Annotated in this window: 16 protein-coding genes; 6 read left to right on the top strand and 10 right to left on the bottom strand. The window is 62.8% G+C overall.

The annotated features are described in order from the left end of the window. Positions 1 to 15: 15 nt before the first annotated feature. The 4 genes from hofC to nadC all read right to left on the bottom strand — a co-directional run bounded on the left by hofC (position 16) and on the right by nadC (position 4,177). On the bottom strand, positions 16 to 1,215 hold the full coding sequence (gene hofC / locus ACJ8PI_RS14135; RefSeq protein WP_049213093.1) for a protein transport protein HofC: 1,200 nt from the start codon (positions 1,213 to 1,215) through the stop codon (positions 16 to 18). Next, a complete protein-coding gene (gene gspE / locus ACJ8PI_RS14130; protein WP_164134593.1) occupies positions 1,212 to 2,654 on the bottom strand; it encodes a type II secretion system protein GspE in 1,443 nt (480 codons plus the stop codon). Before gspE ends, hofC begins: the two co-directional genes overlap by 4 nt. A gap of 5 nt (positions 2,655 to 2,659) precedes the next feature. Next, positions 2,660 to 3,097, bottom strand: coding sequence for a prepilin peptidase-dependent pilin (gene ppdD, locus ACJ8PI_RS14125; protein ID WP_041033285.1), 438 nt, complete (start codon positions 3,095 to 3,097; stop codon positions 2,660 to 2,662). Between the two features lie 189 nt (positions 3,098 to 3,286). Next, positions 3,287 to 4,177 (bottom strand): carboxylating nicotinate-nucleotide diphosphorylase, encoded by an 891-nt coding sequence (nadC, locus tag ACJ8PI_RS14120; protein WP_019455086.1) that lies wholly within the window; start codon positions 4,175 to 4,177, stop codon positions 3,287 to 3,289. A gap of 84 nt (positions 4,178 to 4,261) precedes the next feature. Between nadC and ampD the strand changes: the two genes are divergently transcribed. Both ampD and ampE read left to right on the top strand, forming a co-directional pair. Next, on the top strand, positions 4,262 to 4,858 hold the full coding sequence (gene ampD / locus ACJ8PI_RS14115) for a 1,6-anhydro-N-acetylmuramyl-L-alanine amidase AmpD (RefSeq protein WP_039568845.1): 597 nt from the start codon (positions 4,262 to 4,264) through the stop codon (positions 4,856 to 4,858). Continuing rightward, complete coding sequence (ampE, locus tag ACJ8PI_RS14110) at positions 4,858 to 5,712, top strand: beta-lactamase regulator AmpE (RefSeq protein WP_025301586.1); 855 nt, start codon at positions 4,858 to 4,860, stop codon at positions 5,710 to 5,712. Before ampD ends, ampE begins: the two co-directional genes overlap by 1 nt. 60 nt (positions 5,713 to 5,772) lie before the next feature. Here the strand turns inward: ampE and hemL are convergent, their stop codons facing one another. Further along, positions 5,773 to 7,062 (bottom strand): glutamate-1-semialdehyde 2,1-aminomutase, encoded by a 1,290-nt coding sequence (hemL, locus tag ACJ8PI_RS14105; RefSeq protein WP_033637128.1) that lies wholly within the window; start codon positions 7,060 to 7,062, stop codon positions 5,773 to 5,775. Between the two features lie 174 nt (positions 7,063 to 7,236). Between hemL and clcA the strand changes: the two genes are divergently transcribed. Continuing rightward, positions 7,237 to 8,676, top strand: a complete 1,440-nt coding sequence (gene clcA / locus ACJ8PI_RS14100; protein WP_033637129.1) for a H(+)/Cl(-) exchange transporter ClcA — start codon at positions 7,237 to 7,239, stop codon at positions 8,674 to 8,676. Between the two features lie 89 nt (positions 8,677 to 8,765). Beyond that, the gene (erpA, locus tag ACJ8PI_RS14095; protein WP_004932708.1) at positions 8,766 to 9,110 is read left to right on the top strand and encodes an iron-sulfur cluster insertion protein ErpA; all 345 of its coding nucleotides are present in this window, start codon (positions 8,766 to 8,768) and stop codon (positions 9,108 to 9,110) included. Between the two features lie 56 nt (positions 9,111 to 9,166). Here the strand turns inward: erpA and ACJ8PI_RS14090 are convergent, their stop codons facing one another. From ACJ8PI_RS14090 to mtnN, 4 genes are all read right to left on the bottom strand, one after another. After that, entirely contained in the window at positions 9,167 to 9,412 is a 246-nt protein-coding gene (locus ACJ8PI_RS14090) for a hypothetical protein (protein ID WP_164134592.1), read from the bottom strand. 200 nt (positions 9,413 to 9,612) lie between these two features. Continuing rightward, positions 9,613 to 10,227, bottom strand: a complete 615-nt coding sequence (locus ACJ8PI_RS14085; protein ID WP_033637131.1) for a TRIC cation channel family protein — start codon at positions 10,225 to 10,227, stop codon at positions 9,613 to 9,615. Further along, positions 10,227 to 11,012, bottom strand: a complete 786-nt coding sequence (gene btuF / locus ACJ8PI_RS14080) for a vitamin B12 ABC transporter substrate-binding protein BtuF (protein ID WP_060431104.1) — start codon at positions 11,010 to 11,012, stop codon at positions 10,227 to 10,229. The genes ACJ8PI_RS14085 and btuF overlap by 1 nt, the downstream gene beginning before the upstream one ends. Before the next feature lie 22 nt (positions 11,013 to 11,034). Beyond that, positions 11,035 to 11,736, bottom strand: coding sequence for a 5'-methylthioadenosine/S-adenosylhomocysteine nucleosidase (mtnN, locus tag ACJ8PI_RS14075; RefSeq protein ID WP_033652925.1), 702 nt, complete (start codon positions 11,734 to 11,736; stop codon positions 11,035 to 11,037). Between the two features lie 129 nt (positions 11,737 to 11,865). On the opposite strand from mtnN, the gene dgt reads away from it, so the two are divergent. Continuing rightward, positions 11,866 to 13,383, top strand: coding sequence for a dGTPase (gene dgt / locus ACJ8PI_RS14070; RefSeq protein ID WP_033649226.1), 1,518 nt, complete (start codon positions 11,866 to 11,868; stop codon positions 13,381 to 13,383). Between the two features lie 180 nt (positions 13,384 to 13,563). Next, on the top strand, positions 13,564 to 15,003 hold the full coding sequence (gene degP, locus ACJ8PI_RS14065; protein ID WP_033649228.1) for a serine endoprotease DegP: 1,440 nt from the start codon (positions 13,564 to 13,566) through the stop codon (positions 15,001 to 15,003). A gap of 65 nt (positions 15,004 to 15,068) precedes the next feature. Here degP and barA read toward each other — a convergent pair whose 3' ends face one another. Continuing rightward, positions 15,069 to 17,795: a two-component sensor histidine kinase BarA gene (barA, locus tag ACJ8PI_RS14060; protein WP_041033294.1), complete on the bottom strand. Its 2,727-nt coding sequence runs from the start codon at positions 17,793 to 17,795 to the stop codon at positions 15,069 to 15,071. Between the last annotated feature and the right edge of the window lie 40 nt (positions 17,796 to 17,835).

The following is a 17,835-nucleotide window of genomic DNA, read 5'->3' as shown; positions in this document are numbered from 1 at the left end:
CGCTATACCTCTCCTTTATCCCAGCACGCTCCCCAGTTGAAAGATAGGCAGGTACATGGCGATCACCAAAGCGCCGACAATCCCGCCCACCACCAGCATCAGCAGCGGCTCCAGCGTTTGCGCCAGCGTATCGGCCAGCTCGTGCGTCTGCCGTTCATACCACTGCGCCAATTTATCCAGCAAGACGTCCAGCGAGCCCGATTCTTCGCCCACCCGCACCAGCTGCCGGCACAGCGGCGGAAACAGCGGTTGCAGGGCGAGGGCGTGATGAAACGCCTCGCCTTCGGCGAGCTGCCGCTGCACCTGCTCCAGCGCCTGTCGGTACAGCAGATGGTCGGCCGCCAGCGCCGCCGCGTTCAACCCTTCCACCAGCGTCAGACCCGCGCGTTGGGTCATGGTCAGAATACGAAACGTTTGGCTCAGCGCGCCGCCGCTCACCAGCCGGGCGATCAGCGGCAGGCGCAGCAAGGCGGCCTGCTCACGTCGGCGCCACGGCGGGCGCGGATGCAGCCAGCGGCAATAGCCGAACAGCAATGCGCCGAGCAGCAGCGCCAAATAGGGGCCAACGGCGATCAGCAGCGCGGACAACCCCAATAACCCTTGGGTAAACCAGGGCAGCGGCGCATCGAACGACTGATAAACCTTGGCGAATTCCGGCAGCACCATCACCAGCATCAGCACGCTGACCAGCAGCGCCACCGCACAGATGAAGAGGGGATAGCGCAGCGCTTTGGTCACTTTGCGGCGCAGCAGCAATTGGGCTTCCTGCTGCTGCGCCAGCTGCAGGCAGCAGCGATCGAGATTGCCGGTTAGCTCGCCGATGGCGATCAGTTGGCGATAGATAAGTGGAAAAACGCCTGGCTGCGCGGCAAGGGTTTCGGAGAGCGGCTGCCCTTCGCGCACCTGTTCTGCCAACTGGCGCAACAGGCAACGCCAGGCCGCCGAAGGGTGCTCTGCCGCCAGAAGCTGCAGCGTATTGACCAGCGGCAACCCGGCCTGCAGCAGGGTGGCGAGTTGGCGGGTGAAGTGGATCAAAGGTTCTCCGCGCCACTGGCCGGGCGTGACGCGTTTGCCGTGCCCGATCCGCCAGGGTTGCATACCTTGCTCAATCAGTAACCGGCTCACCTGCCGTTTTTCATCGCTCATCAGTTCGCCGTGGCGCAGGGCACCCTGGGCGTCGAAAGCCTGCCACAGAAACAGCCGGCGCGCTTTCATGGCGCGGTTACGCCGAGCTGGACGACGTCGATCACGCGGTACAGCTCTTCCAGCGAGGTCGCGCCTTCGCTGGCCAGCGCCAGGCCCGCCTGCAGCAGCGAAAGCTGCCCCTGTTCGCGGGCGATATCCGCCAGCCGGCTGGGAGCGGCGTTCGCCAGCAACGCCGCCTGTATTTCCGGCGTAATGGGCAACAGTTCATACACGCCGATGCGCCCGTAGTAGCCGCCGAAGCAATGCTCGCAGCCATCGGCGCGCCAGGCGGTCAGCGGTTCCGGCCAGACCGAGGCAGGAAAATGCGTGGGTTGGCTGTGCGGGTAGCGGCAGTGGCGACACAGCCTGCGCACCAGCCGCTGCGCGATGACCAGCTTCAGGCAGCCGGCGAGCAGGTAGCCGGGGATACCCATGTGCATCAGGCGCGTCAGGGTTTCGCCGGTGGAGTTGGTATGCAGCGTCGACAGCACCAGGTGGCCGGTTTGCGCGGCCTTGACCGCGATCTCGGCGGTTTCCGCATCGCGGATCTCGCCGATCATGATGACATCCGGATCCTGGCGCAGCAGGGCGCGCAGCACCCGGGCGAAGCTCAGCTCGGTTTTGGCGTTGATCTGGGTCTGATTGACGCCGAACAGCGGGATCTCGACAGGATCTTCGACGCTGCACAGGTTGCTTTGCGCATCGTTCAACTGGCGCAGGCCGCTGTACAGCGTTACCGTCTTGCCGCTGCCGGTCGGGCCGGTCACCAGGATCAAACCTTGCGGGCAGGCCAGCGCCGCCGCGTAGCGCGCCAGATCCGCTCGGCTCATGCCCAGTTGATCCAGCGGCAGCTCCTGCTGTTCGCCCTGCTGAACGCGCAGCACCACCTTTTCGCCGTGTAGCGTCGGCAGAGTGGCGATACGCATGGCATAGCGCGCGCCGTCCAGCGTCAGGCTGAGCTGCCCGTCCTGAGGCTGACGGCGCTCGGCGATATCCAGCTGGCCGAGGATCTTCAGCCGGGCGATGAGGCGTGCGGTCAGCTGGGGTGACGGCGAGGCGAGGGTTTGCAGCACGCCGTCGATGCGCAGGCGAATGCGAAAATGCTGCCGAAAGGGCTCGAAGTGGACGTCCGAGGCGCGACGCTGAATGGCCAGGCGCAGCGTCTGGTTGATGAACTGCACCACCGGCGCGTCGCCGTCGTCGGGGTAGGCGATGTCGGCGCTGTCTTCTTCAGCCGCCAGCGGCGCCGGTAGCGGTTCCTGGCGTTGGTTCAGCGCCTGCTCCAGCCTGGCCGCCGGCCATTGCTCCAGATGGATGCGCTTGCCGGTGGCGAAACGCAGCGCCGCCAGCAGCCCTTGCGGCGCCTCTTCGTTGAGGGCGATCGTCAGGGTGGTCGGATCTTCGTTCAGCGCCAGCGCCTGATAGCGCCGGCACAGGGCGTGAACTTCTTCGCTGATTTGCGCGTTCATCGCCGTTACTCCGCCGCGTTGTCGAAGCGGAAGACTTCCTGGCACACTTCAACCAGCGTTGCGTTTTCGCTGCTGCACAGCCGGCTCCAGCGGGTCAGCCCATCGGCGTTCACTTTGGGGGTTAATGCCACCGCCAGCCCCTGCAGCGTTTGGGTGCCGGTCAGTGTGATCACGCCTTTGACGACTTTCACCCCGCTGACGTAACGCGACGTGCCGCCGGTGGGAATGCCTTTGCTGCCGGCTTCACAGCCGGTGGGGGCGCCTTCGTCCAGCACGCACAGCTCGACCGCCAGTTTGTACGGCGACATGGTTTGCAGCATGTCGGTCATCGCCGCTTTCTGGATGTAGCGCTGGTAGGCGGGAATGCCGATGGCGCTGAGGATGGCGATGATGGCGATCACCACCATCAGTTCTATCAGGGTAAAGCCGCGTTGCGTTTCCATGCGTTGTCTCCTCCATAAGGGTGTGGAAGGCAACGGTAGCGGTTTGCACGGGGGCACGGCGAGGGGCTTTTGCGCGTTTCTCGGCGCGCTTCCATCAGTAATGACGTTGTTTGCAGCGGTGAATAAAAGGGTGCGAGGGGCTTCGCAATTTTACGGTAACGCCCCCGGCAGCGGCCGGGGGCGAGGGGATCATTTGAAGCGCATCGACAGATCGAGCGCGGTCACATGCTTGGTCAGCGCGCCGACCGAAATGTAATCCACGCCGGTCTCGGCGAAGGTGCGCAGCGTCTCACTGGTGACGTTGCCGGATACTTCCAGCTGGGCGCGGCCCTGGGTTTGGGCGACCGCCTGGCGCATCATCTCGACGCTGAAGTTGTCCAGCATGATGATGTCGGCGCCGGCGTCCAGCGCCTGCTGCAGTTCATCGAGCGATTCGACTTCCACTTCCACCGGCACGTCGGCGTGCAGCCAGAAGGCTTTTTCCACCGCGTTCTTGATAGAGCCGGAGGCGATGATGTGGTTTTCCTTGATCAGGAAGGCGTCGGACAGCCCCAGCCGGTGGTTGCTGCCACCCCCGCACAGCACGGCGTATTTCAGCGCGGTGCGCAGGCCGGGCAGGGTTTTGCGGGTATCGAGCAGGCGAGTCCGGGTGCCTTCCAGCAGGGCCACGTAGCGGCTGACCTCGGTCGCGACGCCGGAGAGCGTCTGCACGAAGTTCAGCGCGGTGCGCTCGCCGGTCAGCATCACCCGCGCGGGGCCGCGCAGCCGGCAGAGCGGTTGGTTTGGCGTCAGACGGTCGCCGTCCGCCACCAGCCACTCCACCTGCACCTGGTTGCCCAATTGAATAAAGACCTCATTCAGCCAGCGGCGGCCACAGAATACGCCGGCTTCGCGGGTGATGACGGTGGCTTCGGCCTGCTTGTCCGCCGGTAACAATTGCGCGGTAATATCGCGCCCGGCGTCGACTTCACCCCCCAGGTCTTCGCGCAGCGCTTGGGCGACGGCATAGGGAATATCACTTTCAATTCGTTCAAGAAGCTCGGTGCGGCGACTGTCGGCACTGTAGCGGCGTGTCGGCATGGAAAACTCCGAAATGGACGGTTAGATCGTAGGGGAACATGCTACTCTGTTGCAGGAATAAGTACCACCGCAGAGAGGTGTCTGATGCAGTTGGAAAATGGCTGGATTATCGGGGTGACGCGAGTGGTCTCGCCGCACTGCGATCGGCGCCCGGATGACGAGCCGCCGTCGCTGCTGGTCATCCACAACATCAGCCTGCCGCCCGGCGAGTTCGGCGGCCCCTATATCGACCAGCTGTTTACCGGCACGCTCGATCCCGCACAGCATCCCTATTTTGCCGAGATCCATCAGCTGCGGGTGTCGGCGCACTGCCTGATCCGCCGCGACGGGGAGATCGTGCAGTACGTGCCCTTCGACCAGCGCGCCTGGCACGCGGGCGTTTCCCTGTATCAGGGGCGCGACCGGTGCAACGATTTCTCCATCGGCATCGAGCTGGAAGGCACCGATCAGTTACCCTACACCGAGGCGCAATACCGCGCGCTGCAGGCGGTCACCGCGCTGCTGGCCGAACATTATCCGCCGCTGGTGGCCAATATCGCCGGGCATTGCGATATCGCCCCCGGCCGCAAGACCGATCCCGGGCCGGCGTTCGATTGGGATCGCTATCTGGCATCTCTGGAACAACGCGGCGCGCCCGCCGACGCTATGCTTGAGACAAGAAAAAGGGAGAGGAATCGCTAATGACGCTGTTTACGCTGTTGCTGGTTTTGGCCTGGGAGCGCCTGTTTAAGCTGGGAGAACACTGGCAGCTGGATCACCGTCTCGAAGTGGTGTTTCAGCGGCTGCATCGGGTTTCGCTGGCGCAGACGCTGGCGATGACCGCCGCCTGGATGGTGGTCGTCTGGGGCGTTCTGTGGCTGTCGCACGGGTTGTTCTTCGGCGTGGTGACGCTGCTGCTGTGGATCGTCATCGATCTGCTGTGCGTCGGCGCCGGCATCAAGCGCAAACACTACCGCGCCTATCTGAAAGCGGCGCGGCAGGGCGATACCCACGCCAGCGATCAGATGGCGGAAGAGCTGGCGTTGATCCACGGTTTGCCGGTGGACTGCAGCGAAGAGCTGCGCCTGCGCGAGCTGCAAAACGCGCTGCTGTGGATCAACTTCCGTTATTACCTGGCGCCGCTGTTCTGGTTCGTGGTCTTTGGGCCTTACGGGCCGATCGCGCTGGCGGGGTATGCCTTCCTGCGCGCCTATCAAACCTGGCTGGCGCGCCACAATACGCCGCTGGAGCGTTCGCAATCGGGCATCGATCACCTGCTGAACTGGCTGGACTGGATCCCGGTGCGCTTGGCCGGGGTGGCCTATGCGCTGTTCGGCCACGGCGAGCGGGCGCTGCCGGCCTGGTTCGCCTCGCTGGGGGATCGGCATTCATCGTCGTATCAGGTGCTGACGCGGCTGGCGCAGTTCTCGCTGGCGCGCGATCCGCATATGGATCCGGTGCAAACGCCGCGGGCGGCGGTGACGCTGGCGCGCAAGGTGACGATGATCATCGTGGTGGTGGTGGCGCTGTTGACCATTTACGGCACGCTGCTTTAAGCGGCAGCGAAAAGCAAAACGGGCGCCGAGGCGCCCGTTTTTTTGGTCATTCGGCCGGGATTACAGCTTGGCGAAGCAGCGACGCGCGGCGTCGATGGTGCGCTGAATGTCTTCCTTGCTGTGCGCCACGGACATGAAGCCCGCTTCGAAGGCGGACGGCGCCAGATACACCCCTTCCTCCAGCATCAGGTGGAAGAAGCGCTTGAAGCGTTCCACGTCGCACTGCATCACGTCCTGGTAGCAGGTGACCGCCGGCGCGTCGGTGAAGAAAAGGCCGAACATGCCGCCGACGTTGTTGACCACCAGCGGGATATTCTCTTCCTGCGCCGCGTGCAGCAGGCCAGCGGCCAGCATCTCGGTCAGTTCGGTCAGCGTCTGGTGCACGCCCACCTGCGACACTTCGGTCAGGCAGGCATAGCCCGCCGCCATGGCGATCGGGTTGCCGGACAGGGTGCCCGCCTGGTAGACCGGGCCGGTCGGCGCCAGCGCGTCCATCACGTCGCGGCGGCCGCCGAAGGCGCCCACCGGCATGCCGCCGCCGATGATTTTGCCGAGGCAGGTCAGATCCGGCTCGACGCCGTAATAGGACTGTGCGCCGGCCAGCGCCACGCGGAAGCCGGTCATCACTTCATCGATGATCAAGAGCGCGCCGTACTTGTCGCACAGCGCGCGCAGGCCCGGCAGGAATTCCGGCAGCGGCGGCACGCAATTCATGTTGCCGGCAACCGGCTCGACGATGATACAGGCGATCTCGGACGGGTACTGCTCGAAGGCGGCCCGCACCGAATCCAGGTCGTTATAGGTGCAGGTCAGGGTGTGCTTGGCGAAATCGGCCGGCACGCCCGGTGAGTTCGGCTGGCCGAGGGTCAGCGCGCCGGAACCGGCTTTCACCAGCAGGCAGTCTGCGTGGCCGTGGTAGCAGCCTTCGAACTTGATGATTTTGTCGCGGTTGGTGTAGCCGCGCGCCAGGCGGATGGCGCTCATGGTGGCTTCGGTGCCCGAGTTCACCATGCGCACCATATCCATCGTTGGCACCAGCTCGGTGACCAGCTGCGCCATTTTGACTTCCATCTCGGTCGGCGCGCCGAAGCTCAGGCCGCGCTGCGCCGCTTCGATCACCGCGTCGCGGATCGCCGGGTGGTTGTGCCCCAGCACCATCGGCCCCCAGGAACCGACATAGTCGATATAGGCCTTGCCGTCGGCATCGAACAGATAAGCCCCGTCTGCCCGCTCGATAAACAGCGGCACACCGCCCACGCCGGTGAATGCACGCACCGGAGAGTTCACCCCGCCGGGGATCAACTGTTGCGCCTGGGCGTACAGACTTTCGGACTTGCTGTGTAGGCTCATAAATCGGCTCCTGGATTCTCTTTTGAATGATTTGACCGCGCTATTCTAGAGGAGAGCGCCGCGTTATGAAACGATCACAGTCAGATACCATTAACGGCAGCGCCCGCCGCCGGGTTGGGGTAGAATAACCGCCTTGCCTATTTGTATTACAAATTACCTAACGAATTACTCGCGATGACGGAATCACAATCACAGCCAGTCGGGACGTTGAGCCCGCGTCTTAGCCGCAGCGATGCGGTGCGTCAGTTTATTCGCCGCGATAAAACGCCGGTGGCGATCCTGGTGATGGCCGCGCTGGTGGGGACGCTGGCCGGTTTGCTCGGCGTGGCCTTCGATAAGGCGGTGGAGTGGGTGCAGCAGCAGCGGCTGGCTTCGCTGGCGCAGGTCGCCGACTCCTGGATCCTGGTGTGGCCGCTGGCGTTTATCCTGTCCGCCGCGCTGGCGGCGCTGGGCTATTACCTGGTGCGGCGCTTTGCCCCTGAGGCGGGCGGCTCGGGCATTCCGGAGATCGAAGGCGCGCTGGAGGAGCTGCGGCCGGTGCGCTGGTGGCGCGTTATCCCGGTGAAATTCATCGGCGGCATGGGCACGCTGGGGGCGGGCATGGTGCTGGGGCGCGAAGGGCCCACGGTGCAAATGGGCGGCAACGTCGGGCGCATGGTATTGGACGTGCTGCGCATTCGCGGCGCCGAGGCGCGTCATACGCTGCTGGCGACCGGGGCTGCCGCCGGGTTGTCCGCTGCGTTCAACGCGCCGCTGGCCGGCATCTTGTTCATCATCGAAGAGATGCGGCCGCAGTTCCGCTACAACCTGATCTCGATTAAAGCGGTGTTTATCGGCGTGATCATGTCGAGCGTGGTGTTCCAGCTGTTTAACGGCCAGGGCTCGGTGATCGCGGTCGACAAACTTTCTTCGGCGCCCATTAATACCCTGTGGCTCTATCTGGTGCTGGGGGCGATATTCGGCGCGGTGGGCGTGGGATTCAACGCGCTGATCTTCCGCACTCAGGATATGTTCGCGCGTTTGCACGGCGGCAGAATGCGCAATGTCTTGCTGATGGGCGGGCTGCTCGGCGGCGTGTGCGGCATTCTGGGGCTGATCCAGCCGGAGGCGGCGGGTGGCGGCTTTGGGCTGATCCCGATCGCCGCGGCGGGCAATTACAGCGTCGGCATGTTGATGTTCATCTTTATTACCCGCATCTTCACTACGCTGCTGTGCTTCGGCTCCGGCGCGCCGGGCGGCATCTTCGCGCCTATGCTGGCGCTGGGCACGCTGTTCGGCACCGCCTTCGGGCTGGCGGGGGCGCACCTGTTCCCGCAGTACGGCATCGAAGCGGGCACCTTCGCCATCGCCGGCATGGGGGCGCTGTTCGCCGCTACGGTGCGCGCCCCGCTGACCGGCATCGTGCTGGTGCTGGAAATGACCGACAACTACCAACTCATTTTACCGATGATCATCACCTGCCTCGGCGCCACGGTGGTGGCGCAGCTGCTCGGCGGCAAGCCGCTGTATTCGTCGATCCTGGCCCGCACGCTGCAAAGGCAGGAGGCGCAGCTGGCGCGGGAAGCGGCGGAGAAAACAGGTAAGGAAAATACAACAAATGCGGTGAATACTTGAACGCAACACTCAGGTATCGGATAATCGTTAATATTAATCAGGCAGCCATAGTAGCGATCTGATGCTGAACAATGTTGGGAGTAAAGAGTATGAGTGATCAAACGGCACTGCCCCTGCAATTTACCGAGGCAGCAGCAAACAAGGTTAAGTTCCTGATTGCTGACGAAGAAAACCCGAACCTTAAGCTGCGGGTTTACATTACCGGCGGCGGCTGCAGCGGATTCCAGTACGGCTTCACTTTTGACGACAAGGTCAACGATGGTGACATGACCATCGAGAAGCAGGGCGTGGCGCTGGTGGTCGATCCGATGAGCCTGCAGTATCTGGTCGGCGGTTCGGTGGACTACACCGAAGGGCTGGAAGGGTCGCGCTTCGTGGTGACCAACCCGAATGCCAAAACCACCTGCGGTTGCGGTTCGTCGTTCAGCATCTGAGTTTGCCTGTCAGAATATCAACCCGCTCGCCTTACGGCCGGCGGGTTTTTTTATGCCTACCATTCCACGAGGATCACTTCCGCCCCGTTCTCCAGCGCCGGTTGGCGGGTAATGTTCGGCTGCGCCGCCGCATGGCTGCATTCGGCCCGTGGGGCGGCGGCCTCGAGGCGCACGGCGCATTGCGGTTCAATGGTCAGAGTAACGCCGATCCGGCCGCTGACGGCATCGGCATGCGAGGCGCCACTCAGCAGGGTGCCACAGCAGGCAAGCAGAATTTTTTTCATCATTGCGGGAATAGCCATCCGTAAGCAATCTTGTGATGACTTATCGGCAAAAAGTTAAAAAGGTTTAACAGCGCGGGGAAGGGATTAACCTGCGGATAACAGAATTTTACATCGTCACTACGCTATTTATTGGGTGAAAATAATACCACTAAGCCCGTTTTTAGTCTAATGAATCACCCAATGCGGCGTTGCCAAGCGCCGTCCCACAGGGCGACGGCTCAGCGTTCGAGAATAAAGGCGGGCAATTTGAGGTGCCAGCGGATGGCCGCCAACCGAATGGCCAGGGTGATGATCATGCCCAGCATCATGGCCTGTTGCAGCGGCATGCTGAAGGTGTAAAACGCCGTGGCGTGCACGATGCCGCCGATGATGCAGGCGGTGGCGTAAATCTCGGTGCGCAGGATCATCGGGATCTCGCGCGCCAGCACGTCGCGGATAATGCCGCCGCCGACGCCGGTGATCACCCCCATGCAGATTGCCACCAGCGGGCCGGTGCCGGCTGCGAAGGCCTTGTTGACGCCGATGCCGACGAACACCGCCAGTCCGACGGCGTCCAGCACCGGCAGCACCCACTGCGGCAGACGGCGCGGCTGGCGCACCAGCAGCAGCGTCAAGACGCAGGTGATCATCGCCACCACCAGATCGGTGGGATCCTTGACCCAGAACACCGGGCCGTTGGCCAGCGCCATGTCGCGGATGGTGCCGCCGCCGACCGCGGTGACCACGCCCAATACCAGCACGCCGAACGGATCCATGCGCAACTTGCCGGCCAGCAGTACGCCGGAGATGGCGAACACCGCCGTACCGAGAATATCCAACCAGAACACCAGCATCAGCGGATCTCCGCCAGCTGGCGGCACAGCTGCTGCGCCGCCAACAGGATGCGCGGCCCGCCGCGGTTGAACCAGTCTTCGTTCAGCGCGATCACCGGCACCTGCAGCTGCGGCGCCCAGAAGGCTTTCACATTGGCGGCTTCTTTCGCGCCGCCGGTGATGACGATGGCCTGCGGCTGACGCGCCAGCACCTGTTCGCGGCTGATTTGCGGCCAAGGGGTGCGGCTGTCGGCGAAGACGTTCTGCCCGCCGCACAGCGCCAGCACCTGGCTTTGCAATGTGGCGCCGGAGCTGGTGAACAGCGGCTGGGTACCGAACTGCAGCAGCACGCGCCGCGCTGGGTTAGCGGCATACTGTTGTCTGAGAGCGGCGAACTGGCGGCGAAGGCCTTCCGCCGCCTGATGCGCCTGCTCCGGGTGCGGGCTGTATTGCGCCAGTTTATCCAGCAAACCGGCGATCCCTTCGAGATTGTCGGCGTCCGCATAGAAGATCGGGATGCCGAACGCGGCGAGCTGATCCAGCACGCGCTGCGGATTGCCGCCGCGCCAGGCGAGGATCAGATCTGGCTTGAGCGCCAGCACCCGCTCCAGATTGATGCCCTGCCAGGAGGCCACCTGCTCCAGCCTGGCGGCCTGCGGCGGATAATCGGAATAGGCGCTCGCCGCCACCAGCACATCGCCCATGCCGGCGGCATAGGCGAGTTCGGTGGCGTTGGGCGCCAGGCTGATCACCCGCTGGGCGGCGCCGGCCGGCATGGCCAGCCAGAGCGCCAACAAACAGAGCATCGAGGTAAAGCGCAGCCTCACATTAACCGCGCTTGGCCAGGGTTTGCAGCATGGCGTTGACCATCAGCGTGGACTGTTTGGCCGCTACCACCAGGAACTCGTCAAAGCTCATGTGCGACTCGCTGTCGGCGACGTCGGAAATGGCGCGCACCACCACGAACGGCGTGCCGAACAGATGGCAGACGTGGGCGATCGCCGCGGCTTCCATTTCCACGGCGGCGACGCGCGGGAAGGTGGCGCGAATGCGCGCCAGCGGCTCGGCGCCGTTGATGAAGGCGTCACCGCTGCAGATCAGGCCGCGCACCGCGTGCAGATCCAGCTGTTTGATGCAGCCTTCCGCCAGCGCGATCAGCGCGTCGTCGGCGACGAACGCCGCCGGGCAGCCGGCCATCTGGCCCGGCTCGTAGCCGAAGGCGGTGACGTCGGCGTCGTGGTAGCGCACTTCTTCCGACACCACGATATCGCCCACGCGCAGGGTGCTGGCCAGGCCGCCGGCGGAACCGGTGTTGATCACCAGATCCGGGCTGCAGTGTTCCAGCAGCAGGGTGGTGCCCATGGCCGCAGAAACTTTGCCGATGCCGGATTTCAGCAGGGCCACCTCAACGCCGCCGATCTGGCCGGTGTAGATTTCGCAGCCCGCGCGCTGGATGGTTTGACGGTTTTCGATTTGCTCGCGCAGCAGGGTGACTTCCTGCTCCATTGCGCCGATGATGCCTACTTTCATAAATAACACTCGCTGATTGGCCGTGAGAATTGCGGCATAGTCTATCATGGCTGTGTGAGAGAGATAATGCGTTGCATCCGCCGCCGGGAATTGTTATCACGGGGGCAGGGCGCAACGGCGGAGAAACAGATGTCCGGGATCGACTTCAAGCAAAAAATCAGCTTCCAACGGCCTTTCAGCAAACCGATCGAGGCCGAGGAAGAGTACGACATCGTGCGGCAGTTCGAGAGCGATCGCGGGCGCATCGTCAACTCGGCCGCCATTCGCCGTCTGCAGCAAAAAACCCAGGTGTTTCCGCTGGAGCGCAACGCGGCGGTGCGCAGCCGCCTGACGCACTCGATGGAGGTGCAGCAGGTCGGGCGCCACATCGCCAAAGAGATCCTCAACCGCTTCAAACAGGCGGGGAGAATTGATGAGCTCGGCCTGACCCGGCTGCTCGATCCGTTTGAAAGCATCGTGGAAATGGCCTGTCTGATGCACGACATCGGCAATCCGCCGTTCGGTCACTTCGGTGAGTCGGCGATCAACGACTGGTTCGCCCAACGGCTCGATCCCGCCAGCTGCGGCAGCGAGCCGGGCAGCCACGATCGCTGCCAGGTGGCGACGCTGCGCCTGCATGAAGGGGAGAGCGATCTGAACCGGCTGCGTAGCCGGATCCGTCAGGATCTCAGCCACTTCGAGGGCAACGCCCAGGCGATCCGCATGGTGTACAGCCTGCTGAAGCTCAACCTGACCTACGCGCAGGTCGGCTGCATTTTGAAATACACCCGCCCGGCCTACTGGGCGAGCGACATCCCCGCCAGCCACAGCTATCTGATGAAAAAGCCCGGCTACTATCTGGCGGAAGAGGCCTTCGTCGATCGGCTGCGGCGCGAGCTGCACATGGGCGAGTTCGATCGTTTCCCGCTGACCTATATCATGGAGGCCGCCGACGATATCTCGTACTGCGTGGCCGATCTGGAAGACGCGGTGGAGAAGAGCATTTTCACCGTCGAGCAGCTGTATCAGCACCTGATTCAGGAGTGGGGCGAAGTGGCGCCGGGCGATCTGTTCGACAAGACCGTCGCCAGCGCGTTTCGCAAGATCGATCGCGGCGGCGCGCGGCGCAGCGCGGAAGATCAGTTCTTCATGTATCTGCGGGTGTTTACCGTGGCGCGGCTGGTGCCGCACGCGGCGCAGCGCTTTATCGACAATCTGGACGCGGTCTATCAGGGCAGTTTCAATCAGGCGCTGCTGGAGGATTCCAGCCCGGCGTACCGGCTGCTGAAAATATTTAAAAATGTGGCGTTCAAGCACGTGTTCAACCACCCGGAGGTCGAGCAGCTCGAGCTGCAAGGCTACCGGGTGATCAGCGGCCTGCTGGACATTTACAGCCCGCTGCTGGCGATGTCGCTGGCGGACTTCAGCCAGCTGGTGCGCGAGGACAGCCACCGCGCTTACCCGATCGAAACGCGCCTGTTCCACAAGCTGTCCACCAAGCATCGACTGGCGTATGCGGAGGCGGTAGAGGGGCTGCAGCATTTATCGCCGGAGCAGCAAGCCATTCGGGAATATTATTTCCGCGCCCGTTTATTGCAGGACTATATCAGCGGAATGACCGACCTTTACGCCTATGATGAATATCGTCGATTGATGGCGGCGGAATAATTCAACTGAAGAATAATTGTCAGCAATTCCAACCGGTTGGCTGTCTCGACTTTTGTAAAGACGGACAATATTTGTTTACTATTGCCAATCATCTGTGCCGGAACTTCGGGCTATTAATTAACTCTGAATAAGCACGCAAGACGGCCATTCTTTTTGAACGACTTTATAAGAGACACACAGATGAAAAAAACCGCATTAGTTCTGAGCGCACTGGCATTCAGTATCGGTATGGCGATGGGCCCGGTCACGGCCAGCGCCGCTGAAACCGCCTCTTCCAACACCCAACAGCTGCCGAGCCTGGCGCCGATGCTGGAAAAGGTGATGCCTTCCGTGGTGAGCATTAACGTTGAGGGCAGCACCACGGTCAATACGCCGCGCATGCCGCAGCAGTTCCAACAGTTCTTCGGCGAAGATTCGCCGTTCTGCCAGGACGGTTCGCCATTCCAGGGCTCACCGATGTGTCAGGGCGGCGAACAGCCAGGGCCGGATGGCCAGCCGCAGGGCACGCAGCAGAAATTCCAGGCGCTGGGCGCCGGGGTGGTCATCGATGCCGCCAAGGGCTATGTGGTGACCAATAACCACGTGGTGGACAACGCCAACAAGATTCAGGTGCAGCTGAGTGACGGCCGTCGTTTCGACGCCAAGGTGATCGGCAAGGATCCGCGTTCCGATATCGCGTTGATCCAGCTGAAAGACTTCAAGAATCTGACGGCGATCAAGATGGCGGATTCCGATCAGCTGCGCGTCGGCGATTACACCGTGGCGATCGGCAACCCGTACGGGCTGGGTGAAACCGCCACTTCGGGCATCGTATCCGCCCTGGGGCGCAGCGGCCTGAACATCGAAAACTATGAAAACTTCATCCAGACCGATGCGGCGATCAACCGCGGTAACTCCGGCGGCGCGCTGGTTAACCTGAACGGCGAGCTGATCGGCATCAACACCGCGATCCTGGCGCCGGACGGCGGCAACATCGGTATCGGCTTCGCCATTCCGAGCAACATGGTGAAAAACCTGACGGCGCAAATGGTCGAATATGGCCAGGTGAAACGCGGCGAGCTGGGTATCATGGGCACCGAGCTGAACTCTGAGCTGGCCAAGGCGATGAAGGTCGACGCGCAGCGCGGGGCCTTCGTCAGCCAGGTGATGCCGAAGTCTTCCGCCGCGAAGGCGGGCATCAAGGCCGGCGACGTGATCGTCACCATGAACGGCAAGGCCATCTCCAGCTTCGCCTCGTTCCGGGCGGAGATCGGCACGCTGCCGGTCGGCAGCAAGATGTCGCTGGGCATTATTCGCGACGGCAAACCGGTGACGATTGACGTCACGCTGGAGCAAAGCGCGCAGACTCAGGTGGCCTCGGGCAATATCTACACCGGCATCGAAGGCGCCGAGCTGAGCAACACCCAGGTCGGCAATGTGAAGGGCGTCAAGGTCGACAGCGTGAAAGCCGGCAGCGCCGCGGCGCGTATCGGCCTGAAAAAGGGCGATGTGATCCTGGGCGTGAACCAGCAGCCGATCCAGAACCTGGGCGAGCTGCGTAAAATCCTCGACAGCAAGCCGTCGGTGCTGGCGTTGAATATCCAGCGCGGCGAAAGCCAGCTGTACCTGCTGGCGCAGTGATAGGCGTCTGGCGTTAAAAAGAAAGGCACGCTGCGGCGTGCCTTTTTGCGTTATGGCCTGAGGATTCAGGCCGGTTGCGTCAGATGCGCGCGCGCCGCGTGGATCACCAGTTCAATCTCATCCAACAGCTCCAGCCACTCCGGCTCCAGCTCGTCGTTGGTGACGCCCTGGCGCAGCTGCCGCTCGAGGTAGAAACACAGCTGCTTGAGGCGCGGCACGCCGCTGTAGCTGCAGCTGCCGTGCAGCTTATGGACCAGATCGAGGATCTCGTCGTCATGCTGGCCGTCGAGCAGCGCTTGCACCCGCTCGCGCACCTGCGGCAGGAAATCGAGCAGCATTTGCAGCAGATCGCGCGCCAGATCCGGTTTATTGGCCGCCTGACGCAGCGCCAGCGGCCAGTCGAGCGACAGCGGCGCGTCGTCGGCGACGGCGTTTTCCACGTCGCCACTGTGGTAGCGCGACAGCACGCGGGTCAGCATTTTCTCGTCGATCGGCTTGGCCAGATAGTCGTCCATCCCGGCCTGCAGCAGGTGCTCGCGCTCGCCGCTGGCGGCATGGGCGGTAACGGCGACGATCGGCGTGGAGTTGTGATGCGGCAGCTGGCGGATCAGCTCGCTGGCGTGAATGCCGTCCATCTTCGGCATCTGAATGTCCATCAGGATCAGATCCAGCACGTTGTCGCGCGCCAGCGCCAGCGCTTCCTCGCCGCTCTCGCACAGCAGGGTTTTTTCTACCTGTTCCCCCAGCAGCGTGCCGATCAGCTTCAGGTTGGCCGGGTTGTCGTCAACCGCCATCACCGTCAGCGGCAGGCGTTTACGCTCAGGCGGCGCGGTGAGGCGTGTCGGTGTCTCCATCCTGAGCAGCGGGAACAACCGGGTGCTGGTGATCGGCTTGATCAGGCAGCCGAGCGCGCCTTGTTGTTTAAGCAGCTCGGCGTCGATCTGCGCCTGGCACGGCAGCGCCAGAATCACCCGATCGGCCAGCTTCAGCGAGGCCAGCAATTTGTCCTCGTGCTGCGCCATATTGGCGCGGAACGGGATGGGCACGCCGGCCAGCAGGAAGTCATAGTGGCCTGGCGGCAGCTGGGCCAGCGTCGGCGAGTGGGTGATCACCAGCTGCGTGACGCTGAGCATGTTGAGCGTCGCCTGTGCCGCCGTCGGGTTGGACTCGATATAGGCCAGCGTTTTGCCGTTCAGATCCGGCAGGCTCGGCGCCAGCGACAGCATGCCCTCGTTCAGATCCAGCGTGATGTGGAACCAGAAGGTCGAGCCGCGGTTTAACTGGCTGTGGAAGCAGATATCGCCCCCCATCTCTTTCACCAGTTTTTGCGTGATCACCAGCCCCAGCCCGGTGCCGCCGTGGCGGCGGGAGATGCTGGCGTCTGCCTGACGAAACGCCTGGAACAGCTGCGACTGCTGGCGTTCGGAGATGCCGATGCCGGTGTCGTGGATCTGCACTTCCACTTCCACCCGGCGATCCAGCCGTTTGCGCAGCTCGACGCGAATATCGATATTGCCGGTTTCGGTGAACTTGATGGCGTTGCCCAGCAGGTTGGTGATGATTTGCTGCAGGCGCAGCGAGTCGCCGATCACCTGCTCCGGCACGTCGTTGTGCACATCCAGCGTCAGTTCCAGCCCCTTATCGTGGGCGCTGGGCGCCAGCAGCACCACCACTTCGTCCAGCGTTTCACGCAGGGCGAACGGAATATGCTCCAGCACCAGCTTGCCGGCCTCCAGCTTGGAGAAGTCCAGCACGTCGTTGATGATGGTCAGCAGGTTGTTGGCCGAGCGTTCGATGGTCTGCAAATAGTCGGTCTGGGTCGCGCTCAAATCGGTTTTCAGCATCTGGCGGGTGAAGCCGATTACGCCGTTGAGCGGGGTGCGCAGCTCGTGCGACATGTTGGCCAGGAATTCGGACTTGATGCGCGCCGCTTCCTGCGCGCGTTTTTTCGCCAGATCCAGCTCGACGTTCTGAATTTCCATTTGCTCCAGCGTTTCACGCAGGTCGGAGGTGGCCTGATCGATGTTCTGCTGCATCTCTTCGTGATAGGCGGTGAGCGACATCGCCATCGAGTTGATGCCGTTCTTCAGCATGTGCAGCTCGCCGAGCATGTAGCCCTCCACGCGGCTGTCGAGCTGGCCGCGGCGGATACGGTCGACGGTATTCACCATGTTGCGGATCGGGCCGGTCACGTCGCGCATCAGCCGGTAAGCGAACAGGATGGCGATGCACATGCACAGCAACAGCAGCAGGGTGGAGACGAACACCTCTTTATATTGCTGCAGCCGCACCGACTGCAGATCCAGCTCGATCGCCACATAGCCCAGGTTGTTGTCGGGGTGGCTGCCGCCGTCGGCGGTTTCATCCGGATACTGGCTTTCCGACAGGATCGGCGTGCGCAGGATCAGCGAATCGCCGCGTCGGGTGAGCATCAGCTCAGTGGGCAACGGCACGCCTTTCGGCAGCTGCAGCTGAGCGAAGTTGTGGTGATAATTGGAGGTGACGAACAAATTGTTCTGCGCATCGAACACGGTGATCGAACGCACGATGTCCGAATGGCGGCGGTGCAACAGACTGACCAACTGCCTGACCGATTCGCGGCTGCGGAACGTCATGCCGTACTCGCTGGCCACCGCCAGCGGCTCGATGATGCTGGCGCCGGCGTCGACCAGTTGCTCCTGCAGCTCGTTATAGCGGTGCACCACGAAGAAGGTGCTGAGCAGCAAACCAATCAGCAAGGTCGGGGCCAGAATCAGGATCATCATGCGCGCACGCAGGCTGTATTTGGTCATGGGATTCCAATGTGGGAGAATTGACAGCTGACACTAGCTT

Source organism: Serratia sp. CY82433, from assembly GCF_052166535.1.
Taxonomy (GTDB): domain Bacteria; phylum Pseudomonadota; class Gammaproteobacteria; order Enterobacterales; family Enterobacteriaceae; genus Serratia; species Serratia sarumanii.
The sequence above is the reverse complement of the archived record's forward strand: the minus strand, read 5'-3'. Positions and strand labels throughout refer to the sequence as shown.